12 protein-coding genes are annotated in these 16,349 nt (G+C 66.6%); 5 read left to right on the top strand and 7 right to left on the bottom strand.

The genetic code is table 11. The features are described 5' to 3' along the window. Positions 1 to 17: 17 nt before the first annotated feature. Positions 18 to 1,208, bottom strand: a complete 1,191-nt coding sequence (xylA, locus tag ACHMXB_RS18710) for a xylose isomerase (RefSeq protein ID WP_395400838.1) — start codon at positions 1,206 to 1,208, stop codon at positions 18 to 20. Positions 1,209 to 1,415: 207 nt separating this feature from the next. Here xylA and ACHMXB_RS18705 point away from each other — a divergent pair, with 207 nt between their 5' ends. Both ACHMXB_RS18705 and ACHMXB_RS18700 read left to right on the top strand, forming a co-directional pair. Then, on the top strand, positions 1,416 to 2,702 hold the full coding sequence (locus tag ACHMXB_RS18705) for an FAD-binding protein (protein WP_395400836.1): 1,287 nt from the start codon (positions 1,416 to 1,418) through the stop codon (positions 2,700 to 2,702). A 10-nt stretch (positions 2,703 to 2,712) separates the two neighbouring features. Continuing rightward, positions 2,713 to 3,927, top strand: a complete 1,215-nt coding sequence (locus tag ACHMXB_RS18700) for an ROK family protein (protein WP_395400834.1) — start codon at positions 2,713 to 2,715, stop codon at positions 3,925 to 3,927. Positions 3,928 to 4,068: 141 nt separating this feature from the next. Here the strand turns inward: ACHMXB_RS18700 and ACHMXB_RS18695 are convergent, their stop codons facing one another. From ACHMXB_RS18695 to ACHMXB_RS18675, 5 genes are all read right to left on the bottom strand, one after another. Then, the gene (locus ACHMXB_RS18695) at positions 4,069 to 7,263 is read right to left on the bottom strand and encodes an Ig-like domain-containing protein (RefSeq protein ID WP_395400832.1); all 3,195 of its coding nucleotides are present in this window, start codon (positions 7,261 to 7,263) and stop codon (positions 4,069 to 4,071) included. 28 nt (positions 7,264 to 7,291) lie between these two features. After that, complete coding sequence (locus ACHMXB_RS18690; RefSeq protein WP_395400830.1) at positions 7,292 to 9,316, bottom strand: beta-galactosidase; 2,025 nt, start codon at positions 9,314 to 9,316, stop codon at positions 7,292 to 7,294. A gap of 99 nt (positions 9,317 to 9,415) precedes the next feature. Beyond that, positions 9,416 to 10,759, bottom strand: a complete 1,344-nt coding sequence (locus tag ACHMXB_RS18685; protein WP_395400828.1) for an ABC transporter substrate-binding protein — start codon at positions 10,757 to 10,759, stop codon at positions 9,416 to 9,418. Between the two features lie 43 nt (positions 10,760 to 10,802). Further along, a complete protein-coding gene (locus tag ACHMXB_RS18680; protein ID WP_395400826.1) occupies positions 10,803 to 11,741 on the bottom strand; it encodes a carbohydrate ABC transporter permease in 939 nt (312 codons plus the stop codon). 2 nt (positions 11,742 to 11,743) lie between these two features. Next, a complete protein-coding gene (locus ACHMXB_RS18675) occupies positions 11,744 to 12,688 on the bottom strand; it encodes a carbohydrate ABC transporter permease (RefSeq protein WP_395405342.1) in 945 nt (314 codons plus the stop codon). Positions 12,689 to 12,810: 122 nt separating this feature from the next. On the opposite strand from ACHMXB_RS18675, the gene ACHMXB_RS18670 reads away from it, so the two are divergent. From ACHMXB_RS18670 to ACHMXB_RS18660, 3 genes are all read left to right on the top strand, one after another. After that, the gene (locus ACHMXB_RS18670; protein WP_395400824.1) at positions 12,811 to 13,893 is read left to right on the top strand and encodes a LacI family DNA-binding transcriptional regulator; all 1,083 of its coding nucleotides are present in this window, start codon (positions 12,811 to 12,813) and stop codon (positions 13,891 to 13,893) included. 114 nt (positions 13,894 to 14,007) lie between these two features. Then, entirely contained in the window at positions 14,008 to 14,469 is a 462-nt protein-coding gene (locus ACHMXB_RS18665) for a MarR family winged helix-turn-helix transcriptional regulator (RefSeq protein ID WP_395400822.1), read from the top strand. Continuing rightward, positions 14,466 to 15,767, top strand: coding sequence for an MFS transporter (locus ACHMXB_RS18660; RefSeq protein WP_395400820.1), 1,302 nt, complete (start codon positions 14,466 to 14,468; stop codon positions 15,765 to 15,767). The genes ACHMXB_RS18665 and ACHMXB_RS18660 overlap by 4 nt, the downstream gene beginning before the upstream one ends. Here ACHMXB_RS18660 and ACHMXB_RS18655 read toward each other — a convergent pair. Further along, positions 15,733 to 16,266, bottom strand: coding sequence for a GNAT family N-acetyltransferase (locus ACHMXB_RS18655; RefSeq protein WP_395400818.1), 534 nt, complete (start codon positions 16,264 to 16,266; stop codon positions 15,733 to 15,735). The genes ACHMXB_RS18660 and ACHMXB_RS18655 overlap by 35 nt on opposite strands. Positions 16,267 to 16,349: the final 83 nt, after the last annotated feature.

Here is a 16,349-nt window from a genome sequence, read left to right as displayed (position 1 = left end):
GAGCAGCGATCCCAGTACTAGCGGGCACCGAGCAAGTGCTCGATGAAGAGCTGCTGGAGCTTCACGAAACCGAAGCCCTTGCCACCGAAGTAGGCGTCGGCGTCGAAATCCTCGTAGGACGAGCGGTCGGCGAGGAGCTGCTCGTAGCCTTCGCCGGGGTTCAGGGTGGGGACATTGATCTCGGAAACCCGCGACGCCTCCAGCGCAGCCTGTACCTCGGGGTCGGCGCGGAAAGCCTTGGCGCGCTCCTTGAGCAGCAGGTAGGTCTGCATGTTGGCGGCCGCGGAATCCCAGACGCCGTCGATGTCCTCGGTCCGGCTGGGCTTGTAGTCGAAGTGGCGCGGGCCCTTGTAGGCCGGCCCGCCCTGCGGGCCTCCGTTTTCCAGCAGGTCAACCAGGGAGAAGGCGTTCTGCAGGTCGCCGTGGCCGAACACCAGGTCCTGGTCGAACTTGATGCTGCGCTGGCCGTTGAGGTCGATGTGGAAGAGCTTGCCCTGGTAGAGCGCCTGCGCGATGCCGTGGGTGAAGTTCAGCCCGGCCATCTGCTCGTGGCCGGTTTCGGGGTTGATGCCCACAAGCTCCGGCCGCTCGAGGGTCTCGATGAACGCCAGGGCGTGGCCCAGGGTGGGCAGCAGGATGTCGCCGCGCGGTTCGTTCGGCTTGGGCTCGATCGCGAAGCGGATGTTGTAGCCCTTGTCCGTCACGTAGTCGCCCAGCAGGTTCACGGCCTCGCGGTAGCGCTCGAGGGCGCCGCGGATGTCCTTTGCGGCGTCGTACTCGCTGCCCTCGCGTCCTCCCCACATCACAAAGGTCTCAGCGCCCAGTTCGGCGGCGAGGTCGATGTTCTCCAGGACCTTGCGGAGGGCGAAGCGGCGCACACCGCGGTCGTTGCTGGTGAAGCCGCCGTCCTTAAAGACCGGATGGCTGAACAGGTTGGTGGTCACCATGGGTACCACCATGCCGGTGGCCTTCAGCGCGCCGGTCAGTCGGTCGATCTCCCGCTGGCGGTCAGCCGCGGAGCAGCCGAACGGGAACAGGTCGTTGTCGTGGAAGGTGATGCCGTAGGCACCCAGATCGCTGAGCCGGTTGATGGCCTCCACTGTGTCCAGCGGCGGGCGGGTCGCAGAACCGAACTGGTCCTGGGCCTCCCAGCCGACGGTCCACAGGCCGAAGGAAAACTTGTCGTCGCGCGTGGGCTGAATCGCCATTGAGTGCTCCCGTTTGGTTTGGAGGGACCTGCCCCTAAAGAAGGAAAGCGCAGATCCTGAATATGTTTCATAAACAAACATATTCGTTTTTCGCAGCCTGTCAACAGTTCTTCGGGAACTAAAAGAGCAGTCTCAATCCGCGGAAACGCCTATCGTTAGCCCGCCGCGGGTGTTATGTTCTCTGCAACACCAAACGAAGGGCAGGCAATGGTCAGCGAAGCAGGAACCGAGCTGCACACCGCGGGGCACAACTGGGCCGGCAACCTTAGGTACGCCGCCGCCGAGGTACTCGAGCCAACCACAGTGCCGGAGCTCCAGGACGTGGTGGCCGGCGCCACCAAGCTTCGTGCCCTCGGTTCGCGGCACTCCTTCAACCGCATCGCCGACACCGCCGGCACCCTGGTCTCGCTTGAGCACCTCACGCCGGCCGTCGAGGTGGACCCCGCCACGATGACGGTGACCGTGAGCGGCGGAACACGCTATGGGACCCTTGCCGCCGAGCTGCAGCGGCAGGGCTATGCGCTGCACAACCTGGCGTCCCTCCCTCACATCTCGGTGGCCGGGGCCGTCGCCACCGCCACCCACGGATCAGGTGACCGAAACGGCAACCTTGCCACCGCCGTCGCCGGCCTTGAACTGGTGACCGCCGACGGCGGGATCCTCACCGCGCGCCGCGGGGAGCCCGACTTTGACGGCATGGTGGTGAACCTCGGCGCCCTGGGCATCGTCAGCAGCCTGACCCTGGACATCGAATCGACGTTCCCGGTCTCGCAGACGGTGTTCGAGGACCTTGAGTGGGACCAGGTGCTGGAGAATTTCGACGACGTTACGTCCTCCGCGTACAGCGTCAGTCTGTTCACCGACTGGAGCGGGGACCGGATCGGCCAGGCCTGGCTGAAATCCCGGCCAGCGCCAGCCGAAGCCATAGCGGAACGCGCCGGCTTTTTCGGCGGCAGCCCGGCCAAAGAACCGAGGCATCCCATCGCCGGCGTGCCGGGAACCACCTGCACGCAGCAGCTGGGCGTGCCCGGCCCGTGGTCGGACAGGATGGCCCATTTCCGGATGGAATTCACGCCCAGCAAGGGAGAGGAGCTGCAAAGCGAGTACCTGGTCCCCCGCGAGCATGCCGTGGACGCCATCCAGGCCATGCGCCGGCTGTCCCGCCTGGTGACTCCGCTGCTGCTGGTCTCGGAAATCCGCACCGTGGCCGCGGACAGCCTCTGGCTGAGCCCGAACTACGGAACCGACAGCATTGGCCTGCACCTCACCTGGCGGCAGGACCAGCCCGCCGTCGAGGCCGTGCTCCCCGTGATCGAGGCGGAGCTGACGCCGTTCGGCGCCCGTCCGCACTGGGGCAAACTGTTCGACGGCGACGCCTCCCGGCTCGCGCCGCTCTACCCGCGCTTCGCAGACTTCAAGGCCCTCGCGGACCGCCTCGATCCGGAGGGGAAGTTCCGCAACGACTTCCTCGACACCAAGGTTTTCGGCAGCTGATATTGTTCCGATGATGTCTTCCCCTCGCCAACGGGCTGCCCCGACCGCCCCGCCCAGCGAGCTGGACCCCTCCCGGCGGAACAACCTGGCCCTGATCACGTCCCTGGTCCACCACCACCGTGTCCTCAGCCGTGCGCAGCTGACGAAAAGGACCGGGCTGAACAGGTCAACGGTCGGCACCCTGATCGGACAGCTGGTTGCGCTCGGCCTGGTTTATGAAACGGCGCCTACTGGTGAAGCCCAGGTGGGCCGGCCGAGCCCCGAGGTCCGTCCGAGTCCGTCCATCGCGGCGCTCGCGGTCTACCCGGAGATCGACGCGGTGACCATTGGCCTGGTCAATCTCGGCGGCATCGTCCAGAAGAAGATCCGGTTCGCCACCGAACGGATTCCCAGCGCACGGGAGGCTGTCAACATCGCCGCTGCCGTGATTGAGGGGATGCGCACGGAGCTGGAGCACTCCTACCGGATCACCGGTATCGGCGTGGCGGTGCCAGGCCTGGTTAACCCCGACGACGGGACGGTGCGCCACGCGCCGCACCTGGGTTGGCGGGACGAGCCTGTGGCCCGGATGCTGAGCGAGGCCACCGGCTACGCCTGCCAGGCCGCCAACGACGCCTCACTCGCGGCAGAGGCGGAGCTGATCTTCGGGGCCGGCGCCGGCCGGGACAACCTCGTGTACCTCAACGGCGGGGCCAGCGGCGTTGGCGGCGGAATCATTTCCAACGGCATGCTGCTCCGCGGAGCGTCCGGCTACGCCGGAGAATTGGGCCACACGTTCGTCCGCACCTCCGGCGAACAGTGCCACTGCGGCGCCACCGGCTGCCTGGAAACCGAAGTGTCCCAGGGCCGGCTCTTCGAGCTTCTGGGCCTCAGCGGCGGCGACACATCCCAGCTGGAGCAGGCCCTCCGCGCGTCAGGCAGCCCTGCTGTGGCGGAGGAGATCTCCCGGCAGCTGGGCTACCTGGCCATCGCACTCCGGAATGCCGTCAACACCTTCAACCCGGAGGTGATCATCCTCGACGGTTTCCTGGGGGTGCTCTACGCGCTCGCGCCGTCCGCCCTCGATGATCTGCTGCTGTCCCAGGCCATGGACGGACCGGCCGCCCAGGTTAAGGTGCACCCCGCGGCACTCGGCTCCAACCTGATGATGATCGGCGCGGCGGAACTCGGCTTCGCCCGGTTCCTGGCGGACCCCACAGGTTTCGGGGCGGCCCTCACGGCCTAGTCCGGGTTCACGGCACAGGCTGGTTCAACGGCTAAGCCGGCCTGTCGGCTAAGCCTGTTTAACGGCAGAAGGCACCGGGTGCGTCCGTTGGGACGCACCCGGTGCCCTGCACTCACGCTGACTTACAGGAACGCCGGGCTGCTACCGGCCGAACACCACCTCGTAGGTCCGGATCTGGCTTCCGTCTTCGCTCTTAACGGTGACCACCGCTGTTCCCGTCTGCTTATCAGCCGGCTGCACGGTGACCGTCGCGTACGGATCAGCTGCGGTGGCCGTGACTTCCTGCCGCCCTCCCTGAGCGTCAGCCCGGTAGGAGGTCACCTCCGGCGAGAAGCCAGCCAGCGGCTGGCCGTTGACGGAAATCCCGGCCGCGGCGGCGTCGGAGGACTGGCCCGGAGCCGAGGCCAGAACCTGGACCTCACTGACCGTCATGTGGGTGTTCGCGCGGGCAGCGAGCACCACGCGCACCTCCTTGGTGTCCACGTTGGCCACCGGGACCGTGACCACCGGGGCGGGGCTGCCGCCGGGAACCTGCACCGGAGCACCCGCGTTCTTCCACGTGCCGTCGGCCCCCTTGGTCTGGACCTGCAGGCTCTGGGCGTAGCTGTCGGTTGATCCGTCGCGGTAGAAGTGGACCTTGACGCCGGTCACCGTCTTCAGCTGGGCCAGCGACACGGACAGGGTGTCCGTGGTGTTCTTGGTGCCCGATTTCCAGTTGGACCAGGCCTTGTCCGTCAGGTTGCCGTTTCCGAGTCCGGCCGTGCCGTAGCCCGGCTCGGTGAACGTCGCGCTGAACGTGGCACCGCCGTCGTCGGCCACGTTGTCAGCCGTTCCCGCCGTGACTTGCACCCGCACGGTGGCGGGCAACGTCCGGCCGTCGGCGGCATCGGCCGTGCCTCCAACACTGGCCGCACCGGTCTCGGTGAACGCCGGAGCCGCCTCCCAGACCACCGGCCGTACCACCTTGGCGCCGCGGGCAGTCACCGCAGTCACGGTGGCGGGCAGGGCAGGCGTTCCGCCAACGTAGGTCTTGGCCCTCGCCGGAAGAGTCGCCACGAGCGTGTCGACGGTGACCTTGGCCGTCACCGGATGGGCAGCGCCCAGGACGTCATGCGCCGTTCCGCGCACGTCGACGGTTCCAGGTTTGCTCCACCGGCTCTCCGGCGGCATCGTCCAGGTCACCGGCAGTTCACCCCGGGCGCCGTCGCGGTAGACGGGGACCACCGTGGCGGGCAGCTGCGGAGCGGTCCCGGGAACCGTGAAGGCTGTGACGTTCTGGAATCCCTGGACAGTTTCATCGATGACCCGCCAGCGCTGGTTCTCACCGGAATTTGCGGTCCACAGCGTGACCGGCGACCCGTCCGCGGTGGCATGGCCGCCCACCTCGAGGAGCCGGCCGGTGGCCGCGTTGACGAACGTGTACGTGCCGTCGCCGGTGGTGGACATGGTCCACTGCGAGGCTTTGGACGGCGTCTCCTCCGCCGGCACCAGCTGGGGCTTTCCGTCGACGACGGTGAGCTGCCGGCCGCCGTCGGGCGTTTCAAGAGCGAAGCGGGCACGGCTGCTGTTTTCGCCGCTGAGGCGGCGGATGTTCCACTGCTGGTCAGCGCCGGCGCCGGAACGGATGACGGCGGCGCTGCCGGTTCCCTGGGCAAGGGACCTGCCGCTTTCCACACCTTTGAGGCTGTAGACGTGGTCCGCCTGCACGAGGGCCGCGTCCTTGGCCACGCCGTGCACACCGTTGACCAGGAACGTCGTGACGGACTCCGCCGGTACCGTTAGGACCGCCGTGCGGTCCTTGCCGACGGCGACCGGCTCCCCCTCCACGAGTGCGCCGGACGCGTCGCTGGTTACCGGAGTCACGGTGGCGTTTCCCTGGACGGCCCCGAAGCCGGAAAGGTCCAGGGCCACGGGACGCTGCTGCTTGCTGTCGTTGACATGCACCACGGTGGCGCCGGAGTCCGAGACCGCCGCCGCGCTGTTCAGGTCGTTCACCTTGACCAGGCGGTCCCCGGGCTTGATGAAGTGTGTGAAGTTCCGCGCGGTGTTGTACTTGGTGTTCGTGTAGATCGGGCAGCTTTCGAGGGTGTCCCCGGCGGCGCAGTCGAAGGGCAGCTGGATCTCGCCCCAATTGGAGCCGATGGCGCTTTCGCCGCCGGGCTTCATGTTGTTGTAGTCCTCAACGGGCTGCCAGAAGACCCAGGCCTCGGGCTCCAGCTCACGGAGGTCGTTGACCATGTGCTGGGCCAGGCCAAGGCCGGGCTGCATGCTGGTGAAGTTCTGCCCGTCCATCCACGAGCCGCCGGTCTCGCTCATCCAAAGCGGCTTGTCCTCGCCCTTGGCGATGTCCCGGACGGACGTCCGCTGCCCGGTCCCGTACGTGTGAACGTTGAGCTGCGCGACGTTCTCTTTGGCTTCGGCGGAGTAGCTGTTCCAGTTGTTGGCGAAGGTGGACGGGTTGGTCTCGTCCATGGCGCTGATGACGGCGCCGGTGTCCGCGCTGGCCAGGGCCTTGGCCAGCGACTGGACCACCTTCTGCTGCAGTTCGGGGCCCATGTGGGCGCCTTCCTGCCGGCCGCCGACGGGCTGGCCGGACGCATTGAGGCTGGTTCCCCAGTACGGCGTGTTCGGTTCGTTCATGGGATCGATCGTGTCGATCTTGATGCCGTGGGCCTTTTCAAGCTGCTTGACGACGCCCACCAGATAGGAGGAGAAATCGTCAACGCTCTCCGTCCGCAGCTGGTCCTGCGAGGAGTTGAAGCCGCCCGAGACGTAGCCGCTGACCGTCTGGAACCACGGCGGGGAGTTGCTGAAGGCTTCCCAGTGCGTGATGTCGTTCTTGATCCGGTCCACCCACCAGCGCTGCGTCTGGTCGGCGTCGAGGTTCCAGTGCTCCGGGTTTGCGGGATCCCACCAGTCCTTATCCGCCCGCGTGGTGCCGGCGGGCGCCTTCCACCAGCCCTCGACGGCACCGCCGGCACGGAGGTAGTCCTTCACGTCAGGGGCATTGCCGCCGCCGACGTTGTACCGTGCGATGTTGAGGTTCAGCCCGTCGTCGCCGAAGACCATGTCCGCGAGCTTGTTGCGGACTTCGTCCGGATAGTCGCCGGTGGCGTTGGCGAACCAGACCAGGCTGGTGCCCCACCCCTCGAAAGCCTCGCCCTGGTAGGACGGGTCCGGCCTTACCGTCACCGTACCCGCCGGCACGGTTTCATCGGCAGCCTTGCCCGCTGCCGGCGCAGCGAGCGCGGGTCCGGCCACGAGCCCTGCGGAGAAGACCGCCGCGGTGACGCCGGCGGCGGTCACGGCCCAGGGCCGTCTGGATCTGTTCGTCATTGAATTCCCTTCGGTGCGGTGATGCTTATTAGGGGACTTGGAGGACAGCCACGCCGCGGGCGGCAAGCTTGGCGGTTCGTTCGGCGGCAAGCGCCGTTCCGGGGACCGCCGAGATGTCGACGGCCTGGTCCGTGCGGTTGATCAGGAAAAGGAAGCGCCCGTCCTCAGCCGCGCGGACGGCGAGTTCGACGGCGCCACGCAGTTCCGCGGGCAGTTCAGATTCGACGCCGGCCAGATGCGCGAATTCCTGCAGGACCGGGACCAGGCCGTCAGGTCCGAGGCGCGTCGCCACGTAGCCGGCGGATCCGTTGCCCACGCTGCGCCGGGTCACCGCCGGTTCGCCGGCATGGTCGCCGGAGGTGAACCGGCGCAGCACCTTCGTGTCGCCTGAGGTGGTGGCCACCGGGTCCGCCCACAGCGTGCCGGTCGACCCGTCGTCGAGCATGGCATCGTCCCCGGGGGCCAGCGGCCCGAACTCTTCCACCCGGATCCCCAGCAGGTCGCTGAGGGCGCCGGGGTATCCGCCGAGCCACACGTGGTCGTTCTGGTCGACGATGCCCGAGAAGTAGGTGGTCACGAGGTGCCCGCCTGCCTCGACGAAAGCGGTCAGGCGCGCGCGCAGCTCCGCCGGCACCACGTGCAGGACCGGCGCGATGACCAGCTGGTACCCCTCAAGGGAGGCCGCCACCGGGATGACATCGGCACGGATGCCGCTGGCCAGGAACGCGGAGTACCAGTCGAGGGCCTCCTGCCGGTAGCGGAGCCGGTCGGTCGGATGGGAGTCCAGCTCGCTGGCCCACCAGGAGTCCCAGTCGAACAGGATCGCAGCCCGTGCCGGTTCGCGCCGACTGCCCGTGATCGCCGCGAGTTCACCCAACGTCCGGCCCAATGCGGTGACGTCCCGAAAGAGCCTGCTGTTGCTGCCGGCGTGGGACACCATCGCGGAGTGGTACTTTTCAGCCCCGGCGCGCGACTGCCTCCACTGGAAGAAACAGACCGCATCTGCCCCGTGCGCCACATGGGTGAGCGAGTCCCGGGCGAGGGCGCCTGGTTTCTTGGGCGTGTTCACGGGCTGCCAGTTGACGGCGCTGGTGGAGTGCTCCATGAGGAACCAGGGGTTGCCTCCGGCGATGTTGCCGGTAAGGTTCGCGGAGAAGGACAGCTCGTCGTGGTCCTGCGGGCCCGGGACCACGTAGTGGTCATTCGAGACGAAGTCGACGTCGGCGGCCCAGCCGGCGTAGTCCATTCCCTTCGTCTCCCCCATCACCATGAAATTGGTGGTGACGGGGATGTCCGGGGTGATGCTGTTAAGGATGTCGCGTTCGGCGCGGAGGTAGTCCCGCAGGGAGTCCGAGGAGAAGCGCTTGAAGTCCAGCTGCTGCGTGGGGTTCGGGAAGGACGCTGCCTTCCGCGGCGGGAAGATGTGGTTCCAGTCCGCGTAGCGCTGGGACCAGAAGTCGGTCCCCCAGGCGGTGTTCAGCTCCTCAAGGGTGCCGTAGCGGTTCTGCAGCCAGAGGCGGAAGGCGGCTGCGGCGTCGTCGGAATAGTCATAGATGTTGTGGCAGCCGAGTTCGTTGGAAACGTGCCAGGCGCAGATGGCGGGGTGGTCCTTGTACCGCTCAGCCATGGTGCGCACGAGCGCCAGTGCGTGCTCGCGGAAGACCGGGGATGTGGGCCGCCAGTGCTGCCGGCCGCCCGGCCAGAGGGTTTCGCCGTTGTGGGTGACCGGCAGGATTTCCGGGTGTTCGGCAGCGAGCCATGGCGGCGGGGAGGCGGTGGCGGTGGCGAGGTCCACAGAGATGCCGTTGGCGTGGAGCAGGTCGATGATGTCGTCGAGCCAGGAAAAGTCCCAGGTGTCCCGCGCGGGCTGGAGCCGCGCCCAGGAGAAGATGGCGAGGGAGACGATGTTGACTCCGGCCTCCTGCATGAGGCGGACGTCCTCAGCCCAGACCTCGCGGGGCCACTGCTCGGGGTTGTAGTCGGCTCCGAAGGCCAGCCGACTGGTGTCCGGGGACGGCCAGCGCAGCCAGCGGTGGTTGGTGGCGAGGGACATGAATCTCCTATTTTGGGCGCGCTGGGGTAGGGCAGGAAGTTTGGATGGCGGCGGACGCGCCGGGCTGGCGCGTCCGCCGGGGTGGGCTTGCCTGGTCTGCTATTCCTTGACGGTGAAGCCCTGTTCGGTGCCGTACTTGACCGAGGCCTTCTGCCAGTCGGTCAGGCCGTCCTTGAGCTTGGTGCCGGAGACGTAGGCCTGGCCGGCGGTGTCGTTGAAGATGCTGTTGGCGTAGACCTGGAAGGGCAGGTAGGACCAGCCGGCCGGCACATTCTTCGCTGACTCGGCGAAGATCTGGTTGGCCTTCTGGCCGCCGAAATACTTGAACTCGGTGTTCTGGAACTTCTCGGACGCGAGGTCCTTTGAGGTGGCGGGGAACGCCCCGCCGTCGATCCGGGTTTGTACGCCCTCCTCCACATTGGAGTACTTCAGGAAGCCATAGGCCAGCGCGGCCTGGCTTCCGGCGGCGGGAATGGCCAGGGAGCTGCCGCCGTTTTCGGAGCTGCTGGCGGCACCCTTTTCCCACTGCGGCAGAGGCGCGACCCGCCATTTTCCTGCACCGTCGGCGACGCCGGAGACGAGGTTCCCCGGCATCCAGGCGCCGGTGGACAGCGTGGCGATGGTTCCGTTGCCGAGGCCCTTGTACCACTCGTCGCTCCAGGAGCTGATGGGGGCGAGCAGGTCCTCGTCGATGAGCTTCTGCCAGGTCTCGGCGAACTTGGTGGATCCTGCGTCGGAGAAGTTCACGCCGATGTTGGTGCCGTCCACCTGGTAGGGCTTGCCGCCGGCCTGCCAGATCATGCTGGTGGTGAACCCTGCGTCGCCGGTGTCGTTGGCGATGTAAGCCTTGGGGTCCGCCTTCTTCAGCGCACGTCCGGCCTCGAGGAACTCATCCCAGGTGGTGGGGACTGCGATGCCGTGCTTGTCGAAGAGTTCCTTGTTGTAGAACAGGGCCATGGGGCCTGAGTCCATGGGAAGACCATAGACGCCGCCCTGCGCCTGCACCGAGGACCAGGGACCGGCCGTGAAGGTGCCGTCGAGGTCGGCGGCGCCGAACTGGCCAAGGTCTACCAGTGATTTGCTGAGGGCAAACTGCGGAAGTGCGTAGTACTCGATCTGCGCGACGTCCGGCACGCCGGAACCGGCGGAGATGGCGTTCTGCAGGGCGGTGTACTGGTCATTTCCTGTGCCCGCGTTGACGAGGTTGACGTCCACGTTGGGGTACTTGGCCTCGAAGCCTTCGGCGACCTTCTTCAGCGACTGGTCCCAGGCCCACACCGTCAGCTTGCCGCCCTTCTGGAGGGCCTGCTCGACGGCGTCGCTGTTGACCGTTTGCTGCGGCGCCGCGTTGCCGCCGCCTCCGCAGGCGGTGAGCCCCAAGGCGAGCGCGGCGGCGACGGCGGAGCTCTGCAGCAGGCCGCGGCGGGTCAGGGTCTTGATCATGGTCTTCCTTCTAACTGCGTTGTTGATGAGGGTGGACGAGGCGTTATTCTTTGACGCTTCCGGCGGAAAGGCCGGACTGCCAGTAGCGCTGGAGCAGCAGGAACGCTGCGATCAGCGGCAGGATGGTCAGCAGAGAACCGGTGATGACGAGGTTGAAGATGGCTTCCCCGCCAGCGGTGGCGGCCTGCGCGTTCCATGCGTTCAGGCCCAGGGTGAGCGGGTACCAGTCCGGGTTCTTCAGCATGATCAGCGGCAGGAAGTAGTTGTTCCAGGTGGCCACCATGGTGAAGAGCAGCACGGTGACGATGCCCGGGGTCAGCAGCGGCAGGCAGACCTGGAAGAACGTGCGTGCCTCGCTGGCGCCGTCGATCCGGGCGGACTCCATGATTTCCGTGGGGATGGCTTCGGAGGCGAAGGTCCACATGAGGTACAGGCCGAAGGGCGAGATAAGCGAGGGGATGATCACGGCCCAGGGGGTGTTGGTGATGCCCATCTGGCTGAACATGAGAAAAGTGGGAACGGCGAGGGCCGTGCCAGGGATGGCCACGGCGCCGATGACGACGGCGAACACTGCCTTCCGGCCGGGGAAGTCGAACTTCGCCAGCGCGTAGCCGCCGAGAACGGCCAGGAAGGTGGCACCGCCGGCACCGAGGACGACGTACAGGACCGTGTTGGCGAACCAGCGAAGGAAGATCCCGCCGTCGTACGTTGCTGTCCGGGCGATGTTGTCCCAGAGTGCAAAGTCGGCGTCGAACCACAGGCCGAAGGAGTTGAGGAGGCCGTCCTGGGTTTTGGTGGCGTTGACCAGCAGCCAGAACAGCGGGGCCAGGCTGTAGAGCAGGACAAGGCCCATCAGGAGCGTCAGAACCACGCTCCGGCGCGAACGCCGTCCTGTGTTTGGGGTCTGCAGACGCGCGGTGCGGAATTTTGCCGGGGATGATGCGCCGGTGCTGCCGGGACGGGAGGCTGTCTGAACGCTCATGGTCAGCGCTCCTTTCGCATGCCGCGGACCTGGACGGCATAGGCAATGGCCATGGTGATCAGCCCCATGATGATCGCCACCGTGGCGGAATAGTTGTACTGCTGCCCGGAGAACGACAGGGAGAAGGCGTACAGGTTGGGTGTGAAGTAGGTCGAGATGGTGTTGGGTGAGAGGCTCTTGAGGATGCTGGGCTCGTTGAAGAGCTGGAAGCTGCCGATCACGGAGAAGATGCTGGCCACCACGATGGCGCCGCGGATGGCCGGCAGCTTGATGGCGGTGATGACCCTCAGCTGGCCGGCGCCGTCGATCTCGGCGGCCTCATAGAGCGACTTGGGGATGACGGTCAGGGCGGAGTAGAAGATTAGCATGTTGTAGCCGATGAACTCCCAGGTGACGATGTTTCCGATGGAGGCCAGCACCAGTTCGGAGGAGAGGGGGCTGGGCAGGTTCAGGCCGAAGGCCTGGTTGATGTTTCCCACCAGGCCGAACCGGGTGCCGTACATGAAGCCCCACATGAGCGTGGCGACGACGGCCGGCACGGCATAGGGAAGGAAGATCGAGATCCGGAAGAACGACCTTCCGTAGAGCCGGCCGCTGTCCAGGGCGAGGGCTACAACGAGGGCGATGAACAGCATGACCGGAACCTGGACTGCCAGGAACAGGGAAACCCGTCCCAGCGCGGACCAGAACTGCGCGTCCCCCAGGGCCCGGGCGTAGTTGTCCAGGCCCACGAACGCGGTGCCGCCGATGAGCTGGTTGCGGAAGACGCTCAGGTAGATGGAGTAGGCGATCGGGGCCAAGAAAACCAGGGCGAACACGGCCATGAACGGGCCGATGAACCACCAGCCGGCCCAGGAACGGCCGCTTGTGCGGCGGCTTGCACTGCGGGTTTTCCGGCCACCCGGCGTCGCCTCTCCGGATCGCGCCGCGACTTGCGGGGACGTCATTGTCATGAAAGGTCCTCTGTAGGGCTGCGTCACCGGCAGGTGACGGAAGGTGTTCTGTTTGCGTAAACATTCTTGTGCAGTTTTGTGAGTGTTTGCGCAAACATGATTGGTACGATGGTGACATGGAGCACGAACCCGGTCAACCCCCGGTCCACAATCTGTCCGCTGCACAGGGTGCGGCAAGCGCCGCGCCTCCGCGCAAGCCGCAGGTGTCCATGGCCGACGTCGCCAAGCTCGCCGGCGTCTCCGCTCAAACCGTCTCCCGCGTGTCCAACGGAAGCCCCGACGTCATCGAAAGCACGCGGCGCCAAGTCATTGCGGCGATGAACGAGCTGGGATACCGCCCTAACAGCGCAGCACGGGCGCTCAAGCGCGGCAGCTTCCGGACCATCGGCGTGATCACCTTCTCGCTGTCTTCGCTCGGGAACATGCGCACCCTGGAGGCCATCGCGCTGAACGCTGCCCGGCAAGACTTCGCCATCACCCTGATCCCGGTTACAGCCCCAACCCAGGCCGGGATCCAGGGCGCGTTCACCCGCATGGGCGAACTCGCCGTCGACGCGGTGATCGCCATCATGGAGGTCCACCTCCTGGATGCTGCGACGGTTACGTTGCCCCCGGGAGTGAAGGTCGTCGTCGTGGATTCCGATGCCGGCGAGCAGTACAGCGTGGTGGACACCGACCAGGCCGACGGCGCCCGGAAGGCCGTCAGCCACCTTTTGGATTTGGGTCACGAGACGGTCTGGCATGTCGCGGGCCCCGAAGAATCCTTCGCCGCCGAACGCCGCGCCGCCGCCTGGCGCAGCACTCTCACCGGCGCAAGCAGAACAGTGCCGCCGGTGCTCCGCGGCGACTGGTCAGCGGACTCCGGCTATGCGGCAGGGCTCCGGCTCGCCGACGAACCGGGCTGCACCGCGGTGTTCGCGGCGAACGACCATATGGCCCTGGGCCTCCTGCGGGCCTTCCGGGAAAAGGGAATATCAGTTCCCGGGGACATCAGCCTGGTCGGGTTCGACGACGTTCCCGAAGCCTCTTCCTACACTCCGCCGCTGACCACGGTTCACCAGAACTTTGCCGACGTCGGCAACCGGTGCGTGGACAACGTCCTGCAGCAGATTCGCACCAACACCACCGAACCCGGCGTCACCCTGGTGCCCACCGAACTCGTGATCCGCGCAAGCACGGCGGCGCCGAAGGCGAAATAGCTCACATTCAGCCGGGTATCGGTTGCCCCGCGGGAACTCTGGGAGGATGATGGTTAGAGAAGCTAATTAGCGTTGCTAACTATCGCCCTGACCAACAGGAGGCGCACTTCCTCAATGCCTGCGACCGAAGCGGCACACCCAGAAACCTCACAATTCATCAGGCCGGACATCCTGGCGATCGACCTGCGGACCGCCGTGATGCGGACATCCCGCCGGCTCCGGGTCGAAGCGACCGGAGACATCATCACGCCTGGCCAGTACACGGTCCTGGCCCAGCTCCACAGCGACGGCCCACGCACGCCCCGGGAACTGGCGGCACGCGAGCACGTACAGGCACCTTCGATGACCCGCATCGTGAACGCCCTTGCAGAGCAAGGATTTGTATCCCGGTCATCGCACCCGGAGGACGGCCGCCAGATTCAGGTAGGCATCACCCCTGCCGGGGTGGAAGTCCTGGAAGAGGCGCGGGAACAGCGGACGGCCTGGCTTGCCCAGCGGGTGGCCGGCCTGAGCCCGGAGGACCGGCTTACCCTCAGCCGCGCCGCGCACATCATGCAGGAAATGAGCGGCCGATGAGCGCCACCTTCCGGGCACTGCAGAACCCCAATTACCGGTTGTGGGCTGGCGGCGCCCTCGTCTCCAACATCGGCACCTGGATGCAGAGGGTCGCTCAGGACTGGCTGGTCCTGACCGTTCTCACGGACCATTCAGGCACCGCCGTCGGCATCACCACGGCCCTGCAGTTTCTTCCCATGCTGCTGCTTGGGCCCTACGCAGGAGTGCTCGGGGACCGGCACCGGAAACGCGTGATCCTGCTGTGGACCCAGTCGGCAATGGGGCTGTGCGGGCTGGCCGTCGGGCTCCTGGTGGTGACGGGTGCCGCGCAGCTGTGGCAGGTGTACGCAGCCGCCCTCTGCCTGGGGTTGGCCAGCGCCATCGACGGGCCGGCACGCCAGTCCTTCGTCTCCGAACTCGTGGGCCAGGACCATATCGCCAATGCGGTGTCCCTCAACTCCGCCTCCTTCAACACCGCCCGGCTCACAGGACCTGCGATCGCAGGCGTGCTCATTGCCTGGGTCGGCACCGGCCCCGTTTTCCTGCTCAACGCCGCCAGCTTCGCCGCGGTCCTGATCTCGCTTGCCCGGATCCGCGCATTGGAGCTCATCCCGGCGGCGCCGGCGGTCCGCAGCAAACACCAGGTTGCCGAAGGGCTGGGCTATGTCCGCCGGCGTCCGGACCTGGTGCTGATCCTCGTCCTGGTGGGCATCCTCGGGGCCTTCGGCATGAACTTCCCCATCACCAACGCCCTGATGGCCACGGCAGAATTCGGTATGGGGCCCGGTGAATTCGGGCTCCTGGGCTCCATCATGGCCGTCGGGACGCTGGCCGGAGCACTGCTAGCGGCACGTAGGTCCCGGCCCCGGCTGCGTTTCCTGCTTGGCGGAGCGCTGGGGCTGGGCCTCTTCACGCTGGCCGGCAGCGTCTCGCCGTCGTTCTGGCTGTATGCCGCCATTCTGGTCCCGGTGGGACTCGCATCGATCACCTTCCTGAACAGCTGCAATACAAGCATCCAGCTCTCAGTGGAACCACAGTTCCGGGGACGGGTGCTGGCCCTCTACCTGGCAACCCTGCAGGGCGGAACCGCGCTGGGGGCCCCGCTCATGGGCTGGCTCGGCAGCACTTTCGGCGCCCGCTGGTCGGTGGCAGCCGGCGGCGCCGTCGTCCTGCTGACCGGATTGCTCGCAGTGATCGTGGTGGTTCGGAGCAGCCGGCTGACTTTGCGACAGCAGCTCCTCGCCTCCTTCCCGAGGAGGCGCGCGCCTCAGGGGAGCGCCGCGGTCAGCCCTTCCCCGGGAGGGCATACTCCAAGATGAAGTCACTCTCCACCGAGTCGCCCAGGGTGAATGACTTCGTCCCCACCTTGGCGAAGCCTGACTTCTCGTAGAACCGGATGGCTTTGGCGTTCTGGCTGTTGACCCCCAGCCAGACGCTTGCCGCTCCTTGCTCCGCGGCCCAGTCCAAAGATGCCTGCATGAGCATCGAGGCTGCGCCCCGCCCATGGTGGTCCGGGTGCACGTAGCACTTGCTCAGCTCAACGGACCGTTGCGAACCCAGCGCGCGGAGCACATCGGCGTCCATTGACTGCCGGTCCACCAGCAGGGTGTACCCGCCAAGCCGACCGCCCTGCTCGAGCACCAGGATGGCGATTTTGCTGTCGGCAAGGTACTTGGCAAATGAGTCCTCGCTCAGCGTCTGCCGGAGGTGGAGCCGGATGTCCTCCGGCGAGGATCCCGGCGGGCAGGCGAGCGGGAAAGTGGCCGCCGCCAAGGCGGCCAGGGCGGCGGCATCGCCGGCAAGGGCCTTACGGATCATGGCAAAACTCCTGTGAGAGCGGTCGGAAATCACTAGAAAGTGATTCTAGGCCGGACCCAGCGCCGGAGACCGAGCCGTACCCC

Origin of the sequence: Arthrobacter sp. UC242_113, assembly GCF_044054585.1 — a bacterium.
In the GTDB taxonomy this organism is placed as follows: Bacteria; Actinomycetota; Actinomycetes; order Actinomycetales; family Micrococcaceae; genus Arthrobacter.
This window is presented reverse-complemented; position numbering and strand designations above follow the sequence as displayed.

Bases quoted from the DNA above. Each gene is read 5' to 3' on its own strand.
- ACHMXB_RS18655 (WP_395400818.1), bottom strand. From the start codon at position 16,266: ATGATCCGTAAGGCCCTTGCCGGCGATGCCGCCGCCCTGGCCGCCTTG.
- ACHMXB_RS18685 (WP_395400828.1), bottom strand. From the start codon at position 10,759: ATGATCAAGACCCTGACCCGCCGCGGCCTGCTGCAGAGCTCCGCCGTC.
- ACHMXB_RS18665 (WP_395400822.1), top strand. From the start codon at position 14,008: ATGCCTGCGACCGAAGCGGCACACCCAGAAACCTCACAATTCATCAGG.
- ACHMXB_RS18660 (WP_395400820.1), top strand. From the start codon at position 14,466: ATGAGCGCCACCTTCCGGGCACTGCAGAACCCCAATTACCGGTTGTGG.
- xylA (WP_395400838.1), bottom strand. From the start codon at position 1,208: ATGGCGATTCAGCCCACGCGCGACGACAAGTTTTCCTTCGGCCTGTGG.
- ACHMXB_RS18690 (WP_395400830.1), bottom strand. From the start codon at position 9,316: ATGTCCCTCGCCACCAACCACCGCTGGCTGCGCTGGCCGTCCCCGGAC.
- ACHMXB_RS18675 (WP_395405342.1), bottom strand. From the start codon at position 12,688: ATGACGTCCCCGCAAGTCGCGGCGCGATCCGGAGAGGCGACGCCGGGT.
- ACHMXB_RS18700 (WP_395400834.1), top strand. From the start codon at position 2,713: ATGATGTCTTCCCCTCGCCAACGGGCTGCCCCGACCGCCCCGCCCAGC.
- ACHMXB_RS18705 (WP_395400836.1), top strand. From the start codon at position 1,416: ATGGTCAGCGAAGCAGGAACCGAGCTGCACACCGCGGGGCACAACTGG.
- ACHMXB_RS18695 (WP_395400832.1), bottom strand. From the start codon at position 7,263: ATGACGAACAGATCCAGACGGCCCTGGGCCGTGACCGCCGCCGGCGTC.
- ACHMXB_RS18670 (WP_395400824.1), top strand. From the start codon at position 12,811: ATGGAGCACGAACCCGGTCAACCCCCGGTCCACAATCTGTCCGCTGCA.
- ACHMXB_RS18680 (WP_395400826.1), bottom strand. From the start codon at position 11,741: ATGAGCGTTCAGACAGCCTCCCGTCCCGGCAGCACCGGCGCATCATCC.